At 45.3% G+C, this 19,678-nt stretch carries 16 protein-coding genes; 7 read left to right on the top strand and 9 right to left on the bottom strand.

Annotated elements, in window-relative coordinates:
• Positions 1-7: 7 nt before the first annotated feature.
• Together MHB37_RS01470 and MHB37_RS01465 are read right to left on the bottom strand one after the other, a co-directional pair.
• The gene (locus tag MHB37_RS01470) at positions 8-547 is read right to left on the bottom strand and encodes a MarR family winged helix-turn-helix transcriptional regulator (RefSeq protein ID WP_036687318.1); all 540 of its coding nucleotides are present in this window, start codon (positions 545-547) and stop codon (positions 8-10) included.
• 579 nt (positions 548-1,126) lie between these two features.
• Positions 1,127-7,030 (bottom strand): S-layer homology domain-containing protein, encoded by a 5,904-nt coding sequence (locus MHB37_RS01465; RefSeq protein ID WP_405168868.1) that lies wholly within the window; start codon positions 7,028-7,030, stop codon positions 1,127-1,129.
• 256 nt (positions 7,031-7,286) lie between these two features.
• Here MHB37_RS01465 and MHB37_RS01460 point away from each other — a divergent pair, with 256 nt between their 5' ends.
• Entirely contained in the window at positions 7,287-7,673 is a 387-nt protein-coding gene (locus MHB37_RS01460) for a hypothetical protein (protein WP_038568262.1), read from the top strand.
• Positions 7,674-7,780: 107 nt separating this feature from the next.
• Here the strand turns inward: MHB37_RS01460 and MHB37_RS01455 are convergent, their stop codons facing one another.
• From MHB37_RS01455 to MHB37_RS01445, 3 genes are all read right to left on the bottom strand, one after another.
• Positions 7,781-8,797, bottom strand: a complete 1,017-nt coding sequence (locus MHB37_RS01455; RefSeq protein WP_076101160.1) for an AI-2E family transporter — start codon at positions 8,795-8,797, stop codon at positions 7,781-7,783.
• A gap of 140 nt (positions 8,798-8,937) precedes the next feature.
• Positions 8,938-10,122, bottom strand: a complete 1,185-nt coding sequence (locus tag MHB37_RS01450; protein ID WP_248549159.1) for a polysaccharide deacetylase family protein — start codon at positions 10,120-10,122, stop codon at positions 8,938-8,940.
• 210 nt (positions 10,123-10,332) lie between these two features.
• Complete coding sequence (locus tag MHB37_RS01445; RefSeq protein WP_076101159.1) at positions 10,333-10,890, bottom strand: GbsR/MarR family transcriptional regulator; 558 nt, start codon at positions 10,888-10,890, stop codon at positions 10,333-10,335.
• Between the two features lie 219 nt (positions 10,891-11,109).
• Here MHB37_RS01445 and MHB37_RS01440 point away from each other — a divergent pair, with 219 nt between their 5' ends.
• From MHB37_RS01440 to MHB37_RS01415, 6 genes are read left to right on the top strand one after another with little or no spacing between them, the layout of a single operon-like run.
• Positions 11,110-11,991, top strand: a complete 882-nt coding sequence (locus MHB37_RS01440; RefSeq protein ID WP_076127023.1) for a carbohydrate ABC transporter permease — start codon at positions 11,110-11,112, stop codon at positions 11,989-11,991.
• Positions 11,992-12,016: 25 nt separating this feature from the next.
• Entirely contained in the window at positions 12,017-12,862 is an 846-nt protein-coding gene (locus MHB37_RS01435; RefSeq protein ID WP_339189174.1) for a carbohydrate ABC transporter permease, read from the top strand.
• Between the two features lie 35 nt (positions 12,863-12,897).
• Positions 12,898-14,244, top strand: coding sequence for an ABC transporter substrate-binding protein (locus MHB37_RS01430; protein ID WP_081387137.1), 1,347 nt, complete (start codon positions 12,898-12,900; stop codon positions 14,242-14,244).
• Positions 14,245-14,259: 15 nt separating this feature from the next.
• Positions 14,260-15,048, top strand: a complete 789-nt coding sequence (locus MHB37_RS01425; protein WP_405168867.1) for an HAD family hydrolase — start codon at positions 14,260-14,262, stop codon at positions 15,046-15,048.
• On the top strand, positions 15,045-15,386 hold the full coding sequence (locus MHB37_RS01420) for a multidrug efflux SMR transporter (protein WP_248549163.1): 342 nt from the start codon (positions 15,045-15,047) through the stop codon (positions 15,384-15,386). Before MHB37_RS01425 ends, MHB37_RS01420 begins: the two co-directional genes overlap by 4 nt.
• Positions 15,387-15,437: 51 nt before the next feature.
• Entirely contained in the window at positions 15,438-16,307 is an 870-nt protein-coding gene (locus MHB37_RS01415; RefSeq protein ID WP_076186180.1) for a metallophosphoesterase, read from the top strand.
• A gap of 93 nt (positions 16,308-16,400) precedes the next feature.
• Here the strand turns inward: MHB37_RS01415 and MHB37_RS01410 are convergent, their stop codons facing one another.
• The 4 genes from MHB37_RS01410 to MHB37_RS01395 are packed head-to-tail and all read right to left on the bottom strand — an operon-like array spanning position 16,401 to position 19,674.
• Entirely contained in the window at positions 16,401-16,850 is a 450-nt protein-coding gene (locus MHB37_RS01410; RefSeq protein WP_076134772.1) for a hypothetical protein, read from the bottom strand.
• 33 nt (positions 16,851-16,883) lie between these two features.
• Complete coding sequence (locus MHB37_RS01405) at positions 16,884-17,801, bottom strand: ABC transporter ATP-binding protein (protein WP_280753353.1); 918 nt, start codon at positions 17,799-17,801, stop codon at positions 16,884-16,886.
• Positions 17,794-18,813 (bottom strand): ABC transporter ATP-binding protein, encoded by a 1,020-nt coding sequence (locus tag MHB37_RS01400; RefSeq protein WP_076127008.1) that lies wholly within the window; start codon positions 18,811-18,813, stop codon positions 17,794-17,796. Before MHB37_RS01400 ends, MHB37_RS01405 begins: the two co-directional genes overlap by 8 nt.
• Positions 18,814-18,828: 15 nt before the next feature.
• Positions 18,829-19,674: an ABC transporter permease gene (locus MHB37_RS01395; protein ID WP_036687295.1), complete on the bottom strand. Its 846-nt coding sequence runs from the start codon at positions 19,672-19,674 to the stop codon at positions 18,829-18,831.
• Positions 19,675-19,678 lie beyond the last annotated feature (4 nt).

The following is a 19,678-nucleotide window of genomic DNA, read 5'->3' as shown; positions in this document are numbered from 1 at the left end:
TCAATTTTTAGTAGCTAAGATAATTACTTTTTTTGGTGGTTGTTCGTGGCTTCTGTTCAAGGGTTGGAGAGGTCTCTGCATTCTCCTTGGCGAGCTTCAGCAGGATATCCGAGAATCCTTCCAAATTGCTAATGATCCGCTGATAAAAGTCATTTTGCTGCGCCAATTCCTCCTCCGTAAACCCCTCAAACAAAAGCGAAATACATCGTTCTCCGATGTTGCTGTTCTGCTCCGCCAGCTTGCGGCCTTTATCCGTAATATCCAGCATTACCGTTCTACGGTCGCCTTCTTTACGTCTGCGCACGGTATATCCACCCGCCTCAAGCTTATCGCTCAATGCGGTAATCGCACCTGAGGTGAAGTCTAGTTCATCCGCTAAGTCTCCTAGCCTTTGTTCACCATCACGAATGATTTTGTGCAGAATCAGCATGCCTGGTAAGGAGATGCCTGCTACGGCGACCTTATCCCGCTCTTTCACGAATCTGCGAACCGCCTTGCGAAATGCCCAATCTGTCTCCTCCAGCTGTCTCCAATATTGTTCGCTCATGGCTTACTTACCTCTGCTTTCTCCCAATCAGCCCATAAAAAAAGACTCCCAGCACCTACCCCTGACAAGGGAAAAGTACGGGAGCCTTTGGTGGTCCAATCAGCTCAGTTGAATTATTTCACTGTTCATTTAATTACTGTTTAAGTATTGGTGATATCATATACCCCTTTATTCCTACCTGTCAAGTAAGTATTTTATATATTCAAAAAAAGAACACCCTCAAAGGTGCCCTCCAACTTGGAAGCTTATAGACCACTTTCCAGTACAAGCGCATGGCTGTCTTCATCATAAACCTGCATAAAAGATGATACGGCCGGTAAATAACGCTCTAACTGGTAAATATATTTTACCCGACTCCTGAAGTGGCAGATTGGAGATATTTAATTTCACTTGCACTCCTTGCAATCTACCTTTTATTTTGAAAGATTCTGAAAATTAAAAATTAATTCAAAAATATTATATATGAAAAATCATATGAATAGTGGAAATTCCCTTTTTACATAGAAGAAAAAGGAGACTACACGCAAAAAAGACAAAAAGCAGGCCAGAGTCACCTCTGCCTGCCTTTGCCAACCTATCTTATAATTTGATTATTCCATATAACAGTTTTGCGATTTCAGCACGGGTCACTTTGCCACGAGGGTCAAAGTTATTGTCGCCCTTGCCGTCAAGGATTCCCTTTGCTTGCAAATCAATTACCGCTTGCTTCGCCCACTCAGATACACTATTCATATCCTTAAAGCTTGCAGCAGCAGCAACGGAAGCTTGCAATCCTGCTTTATACTGCATCAGTTTCTGCAGGACAACTGCCGCCTCCTCACGAGTAATCGCATCTTTAGGTCGGAACTTGCCATCACTGCCTTGGATCAATCCAAGCTGGACAGCTTTGTCTATCGACTGTGCATAATAAGCATCTTTAGATACATCTGCAAAAGCACTCTGTACGATAGCCCCATTTGCTTCATCCAATCCGAGAGAACGAACGGCCAGTGTAACAAAATCTGCACGGGTTACATTCGCCTGTGGTCCATAATGCGTATCGTCGATCCCTTTAATCACATGCTTAGCCGTCAGCTTGGAAATATACGACTCTGCCCAGTGACCAGCAGTATCCCTAAATTGCTTATGGTATTCCAGCACCGCAAAGGAGGAAAAGTGATTTGTTGTGAAGGTAACGGTATTATCCTTAAACACTCCACCCAAATATTCCAACGTGCTGCCATTTACATAATAGACACCCGCAAAATCTGTATCAAGCTTAGCAAGCTGTTCCTTAGTCAGCGTCAAGGTAATCGTAACAGCACCTTTAAGCTGGTGGATAGCCGTTTCTTTGCCTCCTGCAGATGTACTGAGGTTCAGCGTAACGTTAGCTCTGAATGGACTCATTCCAGCGTCATTGGCCTGTACAGATATCATACTCGTATCAATGCTTAGTAGCAGCATATCACTGCCTGCCGGAATGGCCGGTAAGGAGCTTGTTGGTACGCTCAAGGTAACGTTAGATGAAACAATATTCAAATTCAACTTCTTATCGACAGCCTGTTGAACAGCGGCTGCATCAAGAGCAATTCTAATCTGATCTTGAGCCGAGGTTGCTCCGCCTGCGCTAATCTTTAGGCTTCCCCCTGTAGCAGCTTCCTCTATCAGTTTCTTCAAGGCTGACGGATCAGCTGTATACGTCCCATTACTTCCTAATGCCAGTTCAATGTTTCCTTTTCCCGCTCCAGGTGTGGCTGTAGGCGTTGGAGTCACTGTTGGCACTGGTGAAACTACCGGAGGTGCCGTTGTCACCTCTGGTGCTGGTGTAGGCGTCACTTCTGGCGATGGCGTCACTTCTGGCAATGGCGATACCTCTGGTGTCGGCGTTACCTCTGGTGTCGGTGTCACCTCTGGTGTCGGCGTCACATCCTCTTTTCCAGTGTAAAAGCCCCAGATATCTGAAAGCACACTACCGGAGTGATCATCCTCAACCTTTGTATACCATTGGTAGTAGCTATCCGGATTCAGCTTACTCCAAGTGACCTGAGTCTCCGCGCCACTCTCTACTTGTGGATTGGCCGCAATTTCCTGATCGCTGTAAACCTTGACTCCGATATAGTCGGTAGCCACACGTTTAGTCACAGGCTGTAAATCCAGATCCAGAACGAACTCATCTTTGCCTGGATATTCGTCTTCATCATAGTAGTTATAATCATCCAAATAAGGCGAATAAGTCTTCACGCGAAGTTTGTTATTAGCAACATCGAACTGAAGCAGTCGGATATAGCCGAGTCCCCCTTCTTCAGCGCCTTGATAATCTGCCAGCATTTGATAGACACTGCGGTCTGGAATACCGTCACCGTTATCATCCAGCTCGTCTACTTTAAGCTCAGCATCATGATAATGGCCGGACAGTGCTGCGATTACGTTTTTGTTAGGTTTCACAACCATCTCAAAAATCTTATCCGCAATAGGTGCCCGGTTATTAGAAACCAGCAAGTATTCATGGAGACAAAGAATCGCTTTACGCTCTGGATAACGGGCAACGATCTCATTCATCCATTCGATTTCTTCCTCAGCCAATCCCCAGCCCATGTATACAATAACAAAATCATTTCCGTTCGCAGACACTAAATCGTAATGGCCCCTGTTGTTGTCATAAGAGCCACCAAAGGTCGGCATATTCTTGAATCTCCACTCTCCAAAATACTCCCAGAATTTCGTGTAATCCCCGGTTTGATGACCTACGTCATGATTACCTGCAAGAACACCATAAGGAATGTTAGCTTCCTCCAGAACCTTCATGTCCCGGTCAGCTTCCTTCCACTCATACTCCTGATAGGATTTATCCACGATATCTCCTGTATGAATAACGTATTTCAGGTTCAAGCTCTCTTTGTTGTCAGCTATCCATTCTACATTTTTACGGTAAATGTAAGGGTAGCTCTGTGAATAATATTGTGTATCAGACATCCATACAAAAGAGAAGTCATACGTATCTTGTGTTACTGTAGGTGCTGTCTTAGCCACAGAAGCAATTTCATCCTGAACCATTACGGCAATGCTATTTCCATTAGCATATTCTCCAGCTGTAACCGTGGATTTCAGCTCAAAATCCTCTGTTCCAGCGATTAAATGATCCAGCTGTACCCATTTTTGTTGAGCTGGACTCCATGCGTAGAGACTTACTTTTCGTCCCGGCAACGAATTCCCTTTCCATTCAATATCTACACGATCTGACGCCTTAACCGACTCATCCAGCTTAATTTCATAACGCTGATAAGGGAATTGATCGACAGCATCATTAATTAAATATTGTCCGTCCACCGCACTTATTTTACTGTAGTCATCACTGCTAAGCGCTTGTTCGCCCGCAGGTACGGATTGTTTCGGCGGCTCTGTATCGGATGCATTTATAAACCCAGCAAAGCCTTGCTCCGGATGGTTAGCATCGTACTTAAATCCTCTAAAGAAGGTAACGTTTATCTTATCCTGATTAGGATCTTCAACCTTAACCTTTAAAGTCGGATTAGTACCTACAGCGGTCTCCCAGTTTGTAGGAGAAATAAGCAGTGGCGCAAATGGATTCTCATTCGGTACATGGAATGTAATGACCTTTTCTGCCTGATTGCCAATCCTGTCTAAGGCTGTGATAGAAAGCGTATGATCCCCAGCCGACAACTTCCCGGATGAAGTAGCATAGGGCAGTTCAATAACATTACCATCCAGCTTCACGCTGACCTTATCTACACCCGCATAAGTATCCTTAACTTCAGCAGCAATTTCAAAATTGCCACGGTAAGTTTGTCCTTCTTCTATGGATGCTTTGATGGATGGTGGCGTGTTGTCGACAATTACGTTTGATGATACTTTCGTTCCACCTTCGGTAAGCGTTACTTTATGTTCTCCGTCAGTTGCTTCCTTAGTATTCCAGTTGTACGCCTTTGAACGGAACAAATCCGCTTTTAGATCAAACTGGAAGCCGAGGGATTCATGCTTACCTGCGCTGTCCCCCATCTTGATTTCCTTATCACGTTCTGCATAAGCCGGGTCCCAAATTTCGGTACCATCTGCCAGCAGGAGACGAACATTTTTTACTTCAAAATCATCCTTATTCTCCTCAGGACGAGGATCAAATGGAGATGATTTAGAGCCCGCCCGAATGTAAATCACATTATCCGTACCCTTTTTTAAAGCGGCAGAAGAAATAGGAAAAGTCAATGTAGTATACGTAGTAATCGGGTCCATAAAGGTATACAGAATACTGGCATCTCCTAGTTCTTCCGGTCCCATCGTGATCGCATTTTTAAAATAATAGTCCACATTTTTAGCTTCAAATACAAAGTAGGCATCATTCTCCAGTGCATTATATGCCTCGTTATTGCCCAGTAACTTACTGTCAATGCTCAAGCCTAAGACATCAGCCTTAGCGGTGGCAGAGGTTCCCTTTACGGTCACGGAGCCATTGATCAACTGCCCTTCCTTCACATTCAAACGAAGGGGTGATTGATCCTGTCCTCCTGTAACTTTTACTTTTATTACTGGAGATTGTGTTTCATTCGTTCCATCAGAAACAACAAAGTAATACTGGATTTCATTTCTGCCAATCAAATCCGCAGAGGTCAATTTAAAGTGATACAAGCTGTCGTTGAAGTCTTGGGATAGATTGTGGCTAACAGCCTCCGGCTGCTTGTCCGAAGACACTCTAACTTCCACAGAAGTAACAGCTTTATTGTCATCAGCAAAAGCCTTCAAATCGAGACCCAGCGACTGATCAATCTCCGTTACGCCGGTCAGATCTTCTACTGTTGGTTTCTCTGTATCCGGCTCCACATGGATCGGTGTGTTTGGAAGTTGTGTTACATCCGTCTGGCCTGGTGACGGAACGGCTGACCCCGTACTGATCTTGAGCATTTTGCTCAGCCCATTCACAGGATACTTATATAGAAGGGCTTTATTCTCTTTGGTGTCATCACCTTTAGCTCCACCATCGTAGGTGAGGTCAGCATCATAATACGCGGAGGAAATTTCTTTTTCCGTGTTACTTTTGATTACGACTGCCCGGCGGCCAGAGTTCGCCATACCATCGCTTTTGATCAAAAAGAGATTGGTGCCTTCAATTAAGTTTGTGTTGAATTCTGTATTGAAATCATTAGCAGTGTAAGTACTATTGGCACTATTAATAACCCAGAACACCACGGACTGCTGTGCAGGAATCAGAAAGTTGTCTGGCGTCGAAGGCCACTTCACATCGGAAGCGTTACCTTTATCAGGATAACGATAATAGACCTTGTAGTCCTTGAAATTAACTGGTGCATCAGTATTGTTATAGACCTCAATGAATTCAAAAGCGTCGCTGCTCGTTCCTTTTACATTCGTCGAGTTTGGCAGCAGCTCTGTGATTAACAACGGCGGCACATTGTTCGGATCGAACGCCGGCACATTCACATGAACAAAATAACTCTCTGTCACATTGTTAACGCGGATGCTGTAATGCAGCTCCGGCTCTTCCAGCGCAGCTGCAGGAATCATTGCCGCATATTCATCCCCACCTTTTGAGGTCATGGTGATTACCGTATCTTTCGCCTGAGAAGGAGAGCCATACTGTAGCTTCACTACGGGTAGTGATCCATCTGCCCCGCTTTCCAGATTAGTAATCTTCGCACTGATAGGGAGATCCGCTGGATCGACACTACTCTGTGCAATATGTTCAATCACTGGCTGCTTGTTCCCAGGAACTAGCTCAGGCACTTGTTCTGCCTCTACGGTTCCAGGCGTAGCCACAACCGTTCCCGAATTCGCCATGAGGTTCATAACGGAGCTATCCGCTTGCAAATATTGATAGAAGATCCCGTTATTCTCCTTCACCTGTTCTTTTCCATAGGAAGCAGAAACAATTAGCGTATCTCCTGCTTTGCTTTTAATTTGTAAATTACGCGCAGAAGTGTTAGCCATCCCCCCGCCACCGTTGATCCGGAACAGATTCACTCCTTCCTGCAAAGCTGCAGAAGGATTAAAGTTTTTGATGAAATCCTCCGTAGGAACATTCAGATTATTGCCGTTCATAATCCAGAAAACAATATTTCCATGCGCCGGTATTACAGCATCACCATTAGGTGCCCATGTATCTTTGTCATTATAAAAGAAATAATAATCCTTAAAATTAACCGGCTTGTCCGTATTATTGTAGACCTCAACAAACTCGTAACCATCTACAGAGGTTCCATCTGTCCCTTTTACATTTTTAGTATCCGGAACAACTTCTGTAATCAGTAGCGCTCCTGGATTATTAGGTACCGCGTACACATCTGCCATTACAGTCGGTTGACTTAAAAGCGTGTCGAGCTCAACCTGTTCATCAAAATGCGCCTCTAATTCGGAAGATGTCTGCTCTGTCTCCAGCTGCTGCTCTTCGGCATACCCTGCTGGAGCCATTATTCCCAACATCAGACTGCTGGCAATTATGCTGGAAAATAAACGTTTAGCTTTTGCTGTTATTCTCAAAACTCCGAACACTCCCCATTTGTTTGATTGTGATTCAATGCATAAATATGCAATGAAGCTCATCTGGAAAGTATACCTGCGGTGTATTATCGCTATATCATAGCCGTGTTAAATCTTTAGGTTATTTTTAATATTGCTTAAGCTTCAGTTCAGCTTCGCGGGTTACAATATAACTAGTTAGAACCCATTTTAAACGATACTTTAGACGGATGCTTAAGCAAGATAAGTTATTGCAGAACAAGAAAAGAGGACTCTAATGGATATAAAAAGAGTGATCATAGTCGGAACGGTAGTTGTAGTGATGTCTTTCGGAAATGCTTGGACTAGTCTTACCGCTAATGCAAGTTCGCCTGTTAAATGGTCCACCGCAGAGGTCGCGGATCAAGACGAATTATTGGAGGTACTTAACCAGCCAACGGACGAGGATCTATACGAGGCCATATATGACGGTAAGTCACTTCAAGATATTGCATCAGAACAAGGCCAAGATATTGAAGCTGTAATCGATCTACAGGTTGCCCAGCTAACGGATCAATTGGATTCACGGTTAGCCGCTGGAAGCATAACAACCGAGCAGTATGCGGCATATAAAGCGGAGCTGAGGGACATCGTTTCAGATAGTGTCCATACTTCCTTCGGTTAAGGGAATACATACAGCGACGCTGTAACATACACACAAAAAAACCGGCTAAATGGATCTTCCATTTAGCCGGTTTTTGTATATTTAACACTTATTTTATAACAGAATCCCTAAGTTCCTATCTTGTTCTCTCTGTTAATCTCCAGAATATCAAGGAAGAATACAAAGATCGGAATCCCCAGAATCAGACCCCATACCCCGAGATAATGCTCAGAGAATAACAACACGATAAACGTATAGAACATAGGCAAATTCATTTTGGATGACATCAGTTTAGGATTTAGGAAGTAGCCTTCTACAAAATGCAGTACGGCAATCATTGCCAGTACGTATATCGTCATGACTAGGCCACCAATATTGTAACCAATAATACAAAGTGGGATTAGCGAGATAACAAAACCTACTACCGGAATTAAACTGAGCAAGAAGATCATAATGGATAATGCGAAAAGGTAAGGAAAACCTAAAATCCAGAGTCCGATCACCGTAAAGCATGTATTAAACAACGCGATCAGAATTTGTGCTTCGATCACTTTTCCGAAAGAGGAGATAAATTTTCTGCCAAAATACTCAAGCTCTACATAGAACCAAGAGATTTTGCTCTCTTTAAGGCGGGAAGTGAAACTAACGATCCTGTTCTTCTCAAGTATAAATACAAAGCTCAAAATAGTTGATAAAACAAAGCTGGTGCCCCAATTGCTTATTTTCAAGACATATTCAATACCGTCTTTCATGTACGACTGATAGTTCAAATCCTTAAGCTGGGCGAATATATACTGCACTATATCATTTTGCGGGATGTTCTCAGGGGTCAAATTGGTCAAAAAATTCGTTAACTGTTTAATCTGTATAAAAACCTTAGGCAGATAATTAACGAGGGTTATGACAACTACAGCGATTAAGGCAAGGTATAGAATAACAATAATTACTTTGCTGTTAACTGCTACATATTTGTTAATGCGCTTCGTGAGCAGCACTTGAAAGCTATTCATTACATACGCAATCAAAAACGTCAACAGTACCAAATTAAGCATATCTCTAATACTGAATAGCAGCAGAGCAACCAATCCTAAAATCAAAAAACGCCGGACCGTTAAATTTGCGTAATAACGCTTAAACAATTCCATCAGTTCTCTCCATTCGCTTACCAATTAGTACTCTGTTTATAGTCTACAGTAAGGAATTCACTTATAGCAACTAGTGATTCGCCTAAAATGACGAATTTACTCACTTTTTGTAATCTCATCATCTATAAAAGTGACACTTTTCATGCTCCTGCATCCATATGAGTCAATTCAACGATTCGGCGTTTCGGATCATATTTCATATCTATATGCAGATCTTTGCATAATTGATGAAACGGAACCATCAAGGTTCCCTTCCTCATTTCAGGAGAATTCCTTACCATATTCACCTTTTGGTTGTTCAAGGTCAATTCCATAGGCAAATCGATATGCTTCATCTGATCAAGCGTCAACGCAGCGGTAAGTGTCTCACTTCCCCCGTTAATTCGTGCGGCATTCCGATCCGCTCTGGTGTTAATCCCATCCTCAATTTTGAAGGTCAGTGAAATCCCCAGCGAATCACAAACAGCCAGCAATCTGTCATTGTAGGACCCATAAGGAAAAGCAATCGCCGAATCCGTATTGCCCAATTCTTCCTTCAGCCTTTGCTCCGCCTTAGCCAGATCACGTGTAACTCTGCTGTAGTATTCGACATTCATCTCATTCCTGTTCTCATCATCAACATATAACAAGGCACTTGCAGCTGGCCGCTGCCCGCCCTCGGCATCGACAATCCCATAATGGTGCAAATCATAGGTATGACTATAAAATCCCATCCCAGCATGCTTCATTTCCCGCATTTGCTCCCAAGTGAGCTTCGGTACGCTATTCGGATCTGGGTGATCTATTGTAGATACGATAACAAAATTGACGGCTGTATATCCGTATTTTTGCAAAACGGGGAACGCCAATTTATAGAAACTCTCATATCCATCATCAAAGGTCAGCAGCACTGCATTGTCCGGAACTGCGCCGTTATTCAGCATAAATTCACGGTATTCCGCCATGGTGATCACATGAAAACCTTCCTGCTTCAGCAGATTCATTTGATCATCAAACCGATCAACCGATAACACCCAAGGAAACTGTGGCATGGGCTTCTCAGAAAGATGATGATACATCAGCACAGCCACCTGATCTCTGTAGTAAATACCTTTTGGAAGAGGTCCGGATTTCTGCCAGCCGATTTGTGTATTTAGTGCCTGTTCAGCTACCGCCTTCGGGATCATAAGATCATCAGGCGAGGCTGGATTGGCAGCTATCGTCTTTATCATTTGACCATTTACGTTAATAGTTATTGTTGAAGGTTCACGTTGTGTATTCAAAATAGCAGCAAGGCTCAGCAGTAGAACTATGACAACAAGCAGCATATATTTTTTTGTTTTCAATCTCAGAATCTCCTTAACAACATTTCTTGTCCCTATGTAACTATATATTTTATGGAAGTTCCACCTGCTATTGGTTACATTTTCTTCTTATTTTTGTTTCTTTATCATAAAAAAGAGGGCGAACCTCAAGCCTGAACCGGCTTAAGGAACACCCCGCAAAAATGGAGATCTATATACAATTATGTACATCTATATGTGATTGTAGACGGTCTAGGACCTTCTCTTATCTGCGAAGTAATTCTCTTCCCCAAGCTCGTCCACGAACTGCTGCAGCCAATGATAATATTGAACGGCATGCTCCAGCTTCTCCAGATCCTTCAGGCAGAATTGCCGCTCCTCCTCAGACGTATCCACGGCTTGAACCAATCCCTCCAGCTCAGGAATGACAACGTCTAAAGCGTGCTTCATAACATCAATCTCCCGCTGTAGCTTCATCCCAAAAAAGTTCTTAAAGGTCTGAAAGAAATCTGTTTCCACTGCATACAGATCCTTTCGGTCCCGCTTCTCCTCCAGCTTAGTAACCATCTTGGAGGCCATCAAAGAACGGACTCCATAGCTCATATTACTCTTGCTCATATTCATCACATTCTTCATCTCTTCAAGCGTCATCGGACGGTCTTCAAAGAACATAATTCCATACAGCTGCCCGAATGAATAATTCGCACCATATAGGTCCATCGTCTGAGCAATCGCATCGATCATCGGACGCAGCAGCTGCTCGCGTGGAGATAAGTCTTTATTCTCTTCACCAAAGGCTACCTGTTTCATAGCTGCACCTTCATTCCACTTAGAATCTACCCTTCTATTTTACACAAAATAGCAACTACCTGCGCTAATCTCTTAAATTTTTACATAATCTCGCATCGATCTTTACGTCCACTTGACCACGCAGCCGCTCGATGAGTGTACAATTTTTTTTGAACGGAAGAGCTTGCCTCAGAATTATACCGCAAAAAACAGAAGATGGAATGGGGTATCGACAGAATAATGAAACGTTCGAGATTTATAGGGGAGTTGAAACCGGTGCTCTTCACCTTGCCGGCAATGATTCCATTCGTTGTATTTTGGCTAGCGCCATTACTTTATGTATTTTATCTCAGCTTTACCGAATGGGACTTCATGAGCCCTGAGAAAACCTTTGTCGGACTAACCAACTATCTGGATCTGTTCAGCAATCCTGCCTTCTATAAAGCACTTAGAGTGACTCTGTTATTCTGTGCCGGAAGTGTGCTGCCCGTTATTCTGATCGGACTTGGACTAGCACTCCTGATGAACGGGAAGCTGAAAGGGTCCACCCTCTATCAGGTATTGCTGTTCTCCCCTTGGGTCACGCCGACCGTGGCTGTATCCATTGTCTGGTCCTGGATCTATGAACCCGAAATCGGCCTTGCCAATACTGTACTTGACCTCTTAGGTCTAGAAAAAATCGGTTGGCTTCAAGACCCTAAATGGGCGCTGCTTGGCGTTCTGCTCGTGACAATATGGAAATCGGTAGGCTGGGCGATGATTTTTTACTTGGTGGCACTACGCAATGTCCCTACGGATCTGTTGGAAGCAGCTCAACTGGATGGAGCAAATGCTGTTCAAAAATTCAGCCGTATTACTTTACCGCTAATCTCGCCAACGACACTGTTTCTGTTCATCGTACAGATCATCGGGGCGTTACAGGCTTACGACCAGATTAACGTACTTACACAAGGTGGACCCTCAGGATCAACACGCACCTTGCTCTATATGTATTATCAGTCTGCCTTTGAAGCCTTTCAGATTGGAGAAGCCTCTAGTGTCGCAATGGTTCTGGTATTTATATGTATGCTGCTATCCGTAGTCTCGCTAGAGGTTAGTAAACGGACAACCCATTATCAATAACAACTGCTGTAAAGGAGAACGACTGATGAATGCAACGATCGTACGCGCGGGCAAGCTGACCCGCCATCTATTTTTTACAGCTATTGCACTGATCATGGCCTTCCCCTTCTATTGGATGGTCACCAGCGCCTTAAAAACCAATGATGAAATCTGGCAATCTCCGCCCACAATCTGGCCTAAGGATCCGCTGTGGAGTAATTTTTCAGCCGCCTGGCACGAAGCCCCTTTCTTCAGATATATGGGCAATAGCATATTTGTCGCTGTGTCGATTGTTATTCTGCAGGTCATAAACTCCGGGATGATGGCCTATGCGCTTACGCATATGAAATTCCGCTTCAGAGGGCTGTTCTCAGGCGTTATTCTTTTCGGCTATATGGTTCCAGCCACCGCTGTTTATCTTCCCGGATATTTGGTATTGTCCCAGCTCCATCTACTGGATTCATATGCCGGATTAATTCTATCCAACTGTGTAAGTGTCTTCTCCATCTTTCTAATTCGCCAAGCCTTCCTTCAGGTTCCCCATGAGCTGGTGGAGGCTGGAGAAGTGGACGGTTCCTCACATATGCGGATTCTGTGGACCATTCTTGTCCCCATTACACGTTCTTCCTTTGCTGTGCTAGCCCTGATCACCTTCATTGATCAGTACAATAACTATTTCTGGCCGATGCTGATCACCAAAGACCCGAATCTACAGCTAGTCTCGGCGGGTCTGCGTAGTTTCTTTACTCAAGGAGGTGCCTACGGATTAAAATGGCCGCTGATCATGGCCGCTAGCGCATTCACCATCGCCCCGTTGCTGCTAGTATTTCTACTAGCTCAGAAAACGATCATGCAAAGTGTCAATATGACCGCTGGTTCCAGCAAAGGATAAGCTAATAATTCTATTTTAATAAGAGGAGAATGATGATGAACGTATTGAAGAGACTGTCCACCCTGTCTTTGGTTGCCGGATTTACAATGTTAACAGCTTGCGGAGGAAATGCGAATACAGGCAATGTTACAGCGGCGAATGGAGCTTCTTCCTCCCCCTCCACAGAGGCTGCACCCACACAAAATGCACCGGTAACAATTGAATTCTGGTATGGTCTCGGCGGCAAGCTTGGTGAGAATATGGAGGCTCTGATTCAGAAATTTAATACCTCTCAGCAAGAGGTCATTGTCAAAGGTATCGCGCAGGCAGACTACACGGAAACCGAACAGAAGCTGCAAGCAGCTATCGCTACAGGAAAAGTACCTGCGGCTGCTCTCTCCTCCAATGTAGATTGGGCCCGTAAAGGATATTTCGCTCCGATAGACGAGCTTATGGCACTGCAGCCAGATTTTAATAAAGAGGATTTTGTCCAAACCTTTCTAAATCAGGGCCAGGTTGATGGTAAGCAATACTTCCTGCCGATGTATGGAACAACGCAGGTCATGTACTATCGCAAAGATGTTTTTGAGAAGAATGGAATTGATGCGAGCACACTAAAGACTTGGGAAGATCTGGCTGCCGCAGCTGCGAAAATGACAGTGAAGGACGGCGGCAAAACCACCCTTTATGGTTGGGAGCCTATGTGGGGTTCAGGGAACATGATTGATGCCGTACTCAGCAAAGGAGGCACTATCCTTAGTGAGGATGGAAAACAAGTTATGGTCGACTCTAAAGAGTGGATTGAAACCTGGGATTTGTTCCGCAAGTGGATTCACGAGGATAAGATCATGCGGATTCATTCCGGCGGTCAAGGCTGGGAGTATTGGTACAAGACGATTGACGATGTAATGAAGGGTCAAGCCGCAGGCTACACCGGCTCCAGCGGCGATCAGGGCGACTTGGACTTCAGCATTGTTTCGGCTATGGAGCAGCCAGGCTGGGCTGGGATCGGCGAGGGCAAACCCGTAGCCCAAGCCCTTATGGCCGGCATTCTATCCAAAGCCAGCGACAGTGAAAAGGAAGCAGCTATGAAATGGCTAACCTACTTCACGAATGCTGAGAATACTGCGTCCTGGTCCATTAATACGGGATATATTTCGGTGCGCCAATCCGCATTGCAAGACCCGGCGTTTGTGTCATTCAGCGAAAGCAATCCACAGATTAAGGTTCCATTGATGCAAGCTTCTCATGGTTCTGCACCTTTCCAAGACCCAACTGGCGGCAAAATTAACGATGCGTTGACAATCGCCGCAGATAAGGTGCAGATTGAGAATATCCCAGCAGCACAAGCACTTAAGGAAGCACAAGAAACGGCGCAAGCTGCGCTTGATAAATTAAAATAAAGGGCGGTGGACTTCATGTCTGAGCTCATCACGCCACAAGGCAGATACGCTGTAGCAGCTATTCTATTCGATAAGGATGGTACGCTGCTCCAGTTCGTATCCCTCTGGGGCAGCTGGGGCGAATATTTTTTAGAGAGATTCACGAAGTATATGAGACAAAGAGGGCTACAGATTGCAGAAGAGCAGCTCCCTGCATTAATGGGAACTGTACACAATGCCCAGGGGAGCATTACCGATTATGATCGCAACGGACCGCTGGCTATGGGGACTATGAGTGATCTTTATGCCATTCTGTCATGGCAGGGTTATCTGCAAGGTTTATCTTGGGCGGAGTCCATGGAGCTTGTCCATCAATGCCGTCTCGAAGCGGATGTTAGGTTAGAAGAGAAACGCCCCGTTCACTCCCTTCCGGGACTTCATCGTTTTCTTGATGAGTGTGTGAGTGCAGGCATTCCTCTCGCCGTGGTGACCGCAGATGAAACAGAGGCCGCAGACAAACATCTCCAATGGCTTGGCATACGGCATTATTTCTCCGAGGTAATTGGAACAGATCTTGTGGATCAGGGTAAACCTTTCCCCGACATGGTGCAGCTTGCCTGCAAAAGGTTAGCCGTGGAACCCGCGTACACAGCGGTTATCGGCGATACTAACGGGGATATGCGAATGGCTAAAGCAGCGGGTGTACAGGTAGCTATCGGCCTAGCAGAAAGCGACGGTACTAGTGCTTCAACACATATTCTCCCGGATGCAGATCTCATTGTACAATCTTACGCTGAGCTCAGAATTGAGGTTACTTCCCTGTGAGAATAGAAGGAATATGGGCATGGATGTTTCTGGCGCTGGCTATTGTGTTCGAACTCTCAGGGACCCTCTCAATGAAAATATCTCAAGGGTTCACCCAGCTCTGGCCTTCCGTGCTTATGTTCCTGTTCTATGGAGCCAGCTTCACCTCCCTGAATTATGCCCTCACCTCTATTAAGGTAGGCGTAGCTTATGCGATATGGTCAGGAGCGGGAATCATCCTGATTTCCTTCATAGGAACCCTGTTCTTTGAAGAAAAGCTAACCCTATCCTCACTACTTTGGATAGCCGTCATCATTGTCGGGATCATAGGACTGAATATTAGCGGCAAGACGCATTAGCGAACAGCAACAGTATTGGATAGGTTCATAGATGAAGGAGGATGCCCAAACATGAGTACGAACACATCACCTGAAGATAAACCAGTTATCACCTTTCAGATCATTACGGATACCCATGTCACTGCTGACCGCAATCATGAGTACAATCTTAACTTCGAGCTGGCTCTCCGTGATATAGCAGCGCATGGGGAAGGCAGCAGCGGGATTATGCATATCGGTGATGTCACAGACCACGGCTTCCCTGCTGAATACGAAGAAATGCTTCGTATCCTCAAACAATACAAAACCGAACTGCCCGGGATTACCTTTACCTTAGGCAATCATGATGTGGGCCTCGGAAATTGGGAATCACGTTTAGGAATGTATACGTCACAGACCGGAATGTCCGGACCCTATCATGATCACTGGGTCAATGGCTATCATTTTATTATGCTAGGGACAGAACAAGGATTGCCCAAATTCTGTGATCTTTCTTCTGAACAGCTTGATTGGCTGGAGCATAAGCTTGGAGAACAAGCTTCACCAGATCAGCCTATCTTTCTCTTCCTGCATCAACCGCTTAAAGACACCGTAGCCGGATCGCTGGAATCGCAAGATTGGTATGGTGTCACACAAGATAAGGAATTAAAAGAAATCCTTTCGAGATACCCTCAGACCTTGTTATTCACTGGACATACCCATTGGGAGCTGGAGGTAGACAACACTATGTTCCCTGGCGATGGAGAGATCGCAACGATGTTTAATGCTGCTTCTGTCGCCTATCTTTGGACCAATGAAGATAAACATAAAGAGGGCAGCCAAGGCTTCTATGTAGAAGTGTATAGCGATAAAGTGCTTGTCCGGGGCAGAGATTTTAAGACAGGAAGCTGGATTGAGGCTGCACACTATGAGGTATTTTACCCAGCGGTAAGCGTATATTAAAGATAAGCATTTAAGCGAGAAATATAACAAAAAAACGATTGTGCACAGGGAGTCCTTCCCCGCAACAATCGTTTTTTACTGTAGCTATTCAGCTTAACGTCCAATCGGTGCAATCCGGTAGACAGCTGTATCTCCAACCGCTGCCTTCGTATCGCTCTCGATCTGCCAACCGAAGGATAACACAGAAGCCAAACGTTCCTTCTCGGCCAAGGTTAAAGCCACCTCAGCGGCTTCCTTACCTTCCTCAAGCTCCAGAGCCGCTTCTTTGCCCAGAGCTACCCATATCCAGCTGCGAATCCCACGAATCGTGTTGTATTTAATCTGATAGCCTGTCTTCACCGCTTGCCCGAACAACTCCGGCTGCTCTGACTGCAACGTAGTCAGCTGCTTATAATCAAATTGGTATTCGCTCTCGTCAACGGGCAAATCGCCCTCTGCCACTTTACGAAGAATATCCTCATCAGACCACCCCAAGGAGCGGAGTGATTCCACCAATAACGCATCCCACTGGGATAACTTTACCCGGTTTAAGTTCTCTGACATTCTGATCCCTCCCAATCTATATATAGAGTCTAATCATACCGTAAAATCATAAGCAACATAATGGCCCGGACTTACTTCCTGTAGTGTGGAAGTCTCAGCTCTGCCATACTCTTGCGAATATCCGTCTAAAATAATTCTCTGATTGGCCCGCCGGGGATCCGTCTCCAAGATGGAAGACAGCAGCGCCTTTGTATAAGGATGAATAGGATTCTCGTACAGCTCATCACTTTCGGCTACCTCCACTAGACGACCGCCATACATCACGCCGATCCGGTCAGAAATATGCCGTACCATCGACAGATCATGTGCGACAAAGAGATAGGTCAAGCCGAATTCGGACTGCAAATCCTCCAGCATGTTCACTACCTGAGCCTGGACAGACACGTCCAGCGCTGAGATCGGTTCATCACACACAACAAATTCAGGTCTTACGGACAATGCTCTGGCAATCGAAATCCGCTGGCGTTGGCCACCGCTGAATTCATGCGGGAAGCGGTAGAGATGTTCTCTTTTTAAACCTACCTTTTCCAGCAATGCCGCAACAGCTTCTTTGCGTTCTTCACCTTCGTGGATACCGTGGATTTTCATCGGCTCACTGATCAGATCAAGCACACTTAAGCTTGGATTAAGTGATGAATAGGGATCTTGGAAGATCGACTGAATGCGTCTGCGAAAAGGTTTTAGCTGCTTCTCTCCAAGCTTGCTCAGCGGCTGCCCGTCAAAAGACACTTCACCGTCTGTGTAGTCATATAAGCGCAGCAAGCAGCGTCCAACCGTGGACTTGCCGCTTCCCGACTCTCCAACCAGCCCAAAGGTCTCTCCCTGTCGTATCTGAAAGCTTACGCCATCTACTGCCTTAAGCACCGATGTATCGCGTCCCCACATATCCTTGCCTTTGGAGAAATGTTTTTTGAGATTATTTACGTCCACTAGAATCTTATTGTCACTCAACCGAACCGCTCCCTTCAACGCCAGCTACGGCTGGAGTCTCCTGCACACCATCTGCTAACCAGCACATCGAACGGTGACCGGGCGATAATTCGATTACCGGAGGACGTTCGCTGCAACGGGCAAAAGCATTAGGGCAACGTTCCATAAAGGGACAGCCAGAAGGAGGATTCAACAAATCCGGAGGTGTGCCTTCGATTGGAATTAGACGTTCACGCGATTTGCCGTCACGTTTCGGAATGGAGCGAAGCAGACCTTTCGTGTAAGGATGCTGTGGGCGATAAAAAATATCCTCCACCGTACCTTCCTCCATCACTAGTCCACCATACATTACGATAACCCGTGTACATACCTGAGCCACCACACCCAAATCATGAGTGATCAGCGCTATAGCTGTACTGGTATTATTTTTTAGCTCTTTAAAAAGATCAAGAATTTGGGCCTGTATTGTTACATCAAGCGCAGTTGTCGGCTCATCCGCAATCAATAGCTCTGGCTGGCAGGAAAGAGCCATAGCGATCATGACCCGCTGCCGCATCCCGCCGCTGAATTCATGCGGATACTGCTGCAGCCGCTGCTCAGGATTATTAATGCCCACCTGCCGCAGGATACTTGCTGCCTCTTTAAACGCTGCTTCCTTATTTAAGCCGCGATGCCGCCGGATGACCTCCGTAAGCTGCTGGCCGATTTTTTTCACAGGATTAAGAGAAGTCATGGGGTCCTGAAACACCATCGCTATACGGTTACCGCGCAGTTTTCTCCACTCTTTTTCCGAAAGGTTAGATAAATTGTCACCACGAAAATTAATATTTCCAGCGATAATTTTACCCGGAGGTGTAATCAACGACATAATCGCCTTCGCAGTTACACTTTTCCCGCTTCCGGATTCACCAACAATCCCTACCGTTTCTCCAGCATCTATATGAAAGCTAACGCCACGAACTGCCTGATTCTCTCCATCCCGAGTTTGGAAGGAAACCTTCAAATTCTCAACAGACAATAGCCGTTCCGTCATGATGTCTTCACACTCCTATCTTCGGATCAGCTTCGGTTCAAAGCCAACCCGCAAAATATCGCCCAGAACATTAAAGCTCAGAACCGTTAATAGTATCAATAACCCCGGGAACAATGCCAAATAAGGTGCCTGAGCGATATATCCCTGCGCATTGTTAAGCATACTGCCCCAAGTGGCATTCGGAGGTTGTACCCCGAACCCAAGGAAGCTTAGGGACGACTCCATCATAATCGCGGAAGCGATATTATTCGTCGCACCTACAATCACAACAGGTACTAGCCCCGGAAGAATATGACGCCAAATAATTCCGAAGTTGCTCTGGCCGGAAGCTTTTGCATATAGTACATATTCCCGTTCTTTAATCGTCATCGTCTCCGCACGAATCACACGGGCAATGTTCATCCACATTAATAGAGCAATGATTAAAATGATGTTTCCTACACTCGGCTTCAAAAATACGCTGAGCAGCAGCAGCACAAGGAAAGATGGAATGGACATCACTACATCAAGCATCCGCATCAATAGATTATCAATCCATCCGCCAAAATATCCACTGATTACGCCCACCGTCACACCTATACCCGTGGCAATGATCATTGAAGCAAAACCAACTAGCAAAGATACCCGGCCACCATACAAAGCTCGGGCAAAATAATCCCGGCCGTAATCATCCGTACCAAACCAATGATCCGCCCCGGGTGCCTTCAAACGTGCCAAAACATCCATTGCATTCGGATCATGTCCGGATAAAAAAGCAAATATAGAGCCTAGTGTGAAGACGATTAAAGTAATGAGGGCTGCGACACCCAATTTATTCGTAAATAGCTCATCTCCAACACTTTTCCATTTACTGCGATTCATGAGG

Origin of the sequence: Paenibacillus sp. FSL H3-0286, assembly GCF_045040705.1 — a bacterium.
Taxonomy (GTDB): domain Bacteria; phylum Bacillota; class Bacilli; order Paenibacillales; family Paenibacillaceae; genus Paenibacillus_AQ; species Paenibacillus_AQ odorifer.
This window is presented reverse-complemented; position numbering and strand designations above follow the sequence as displayed.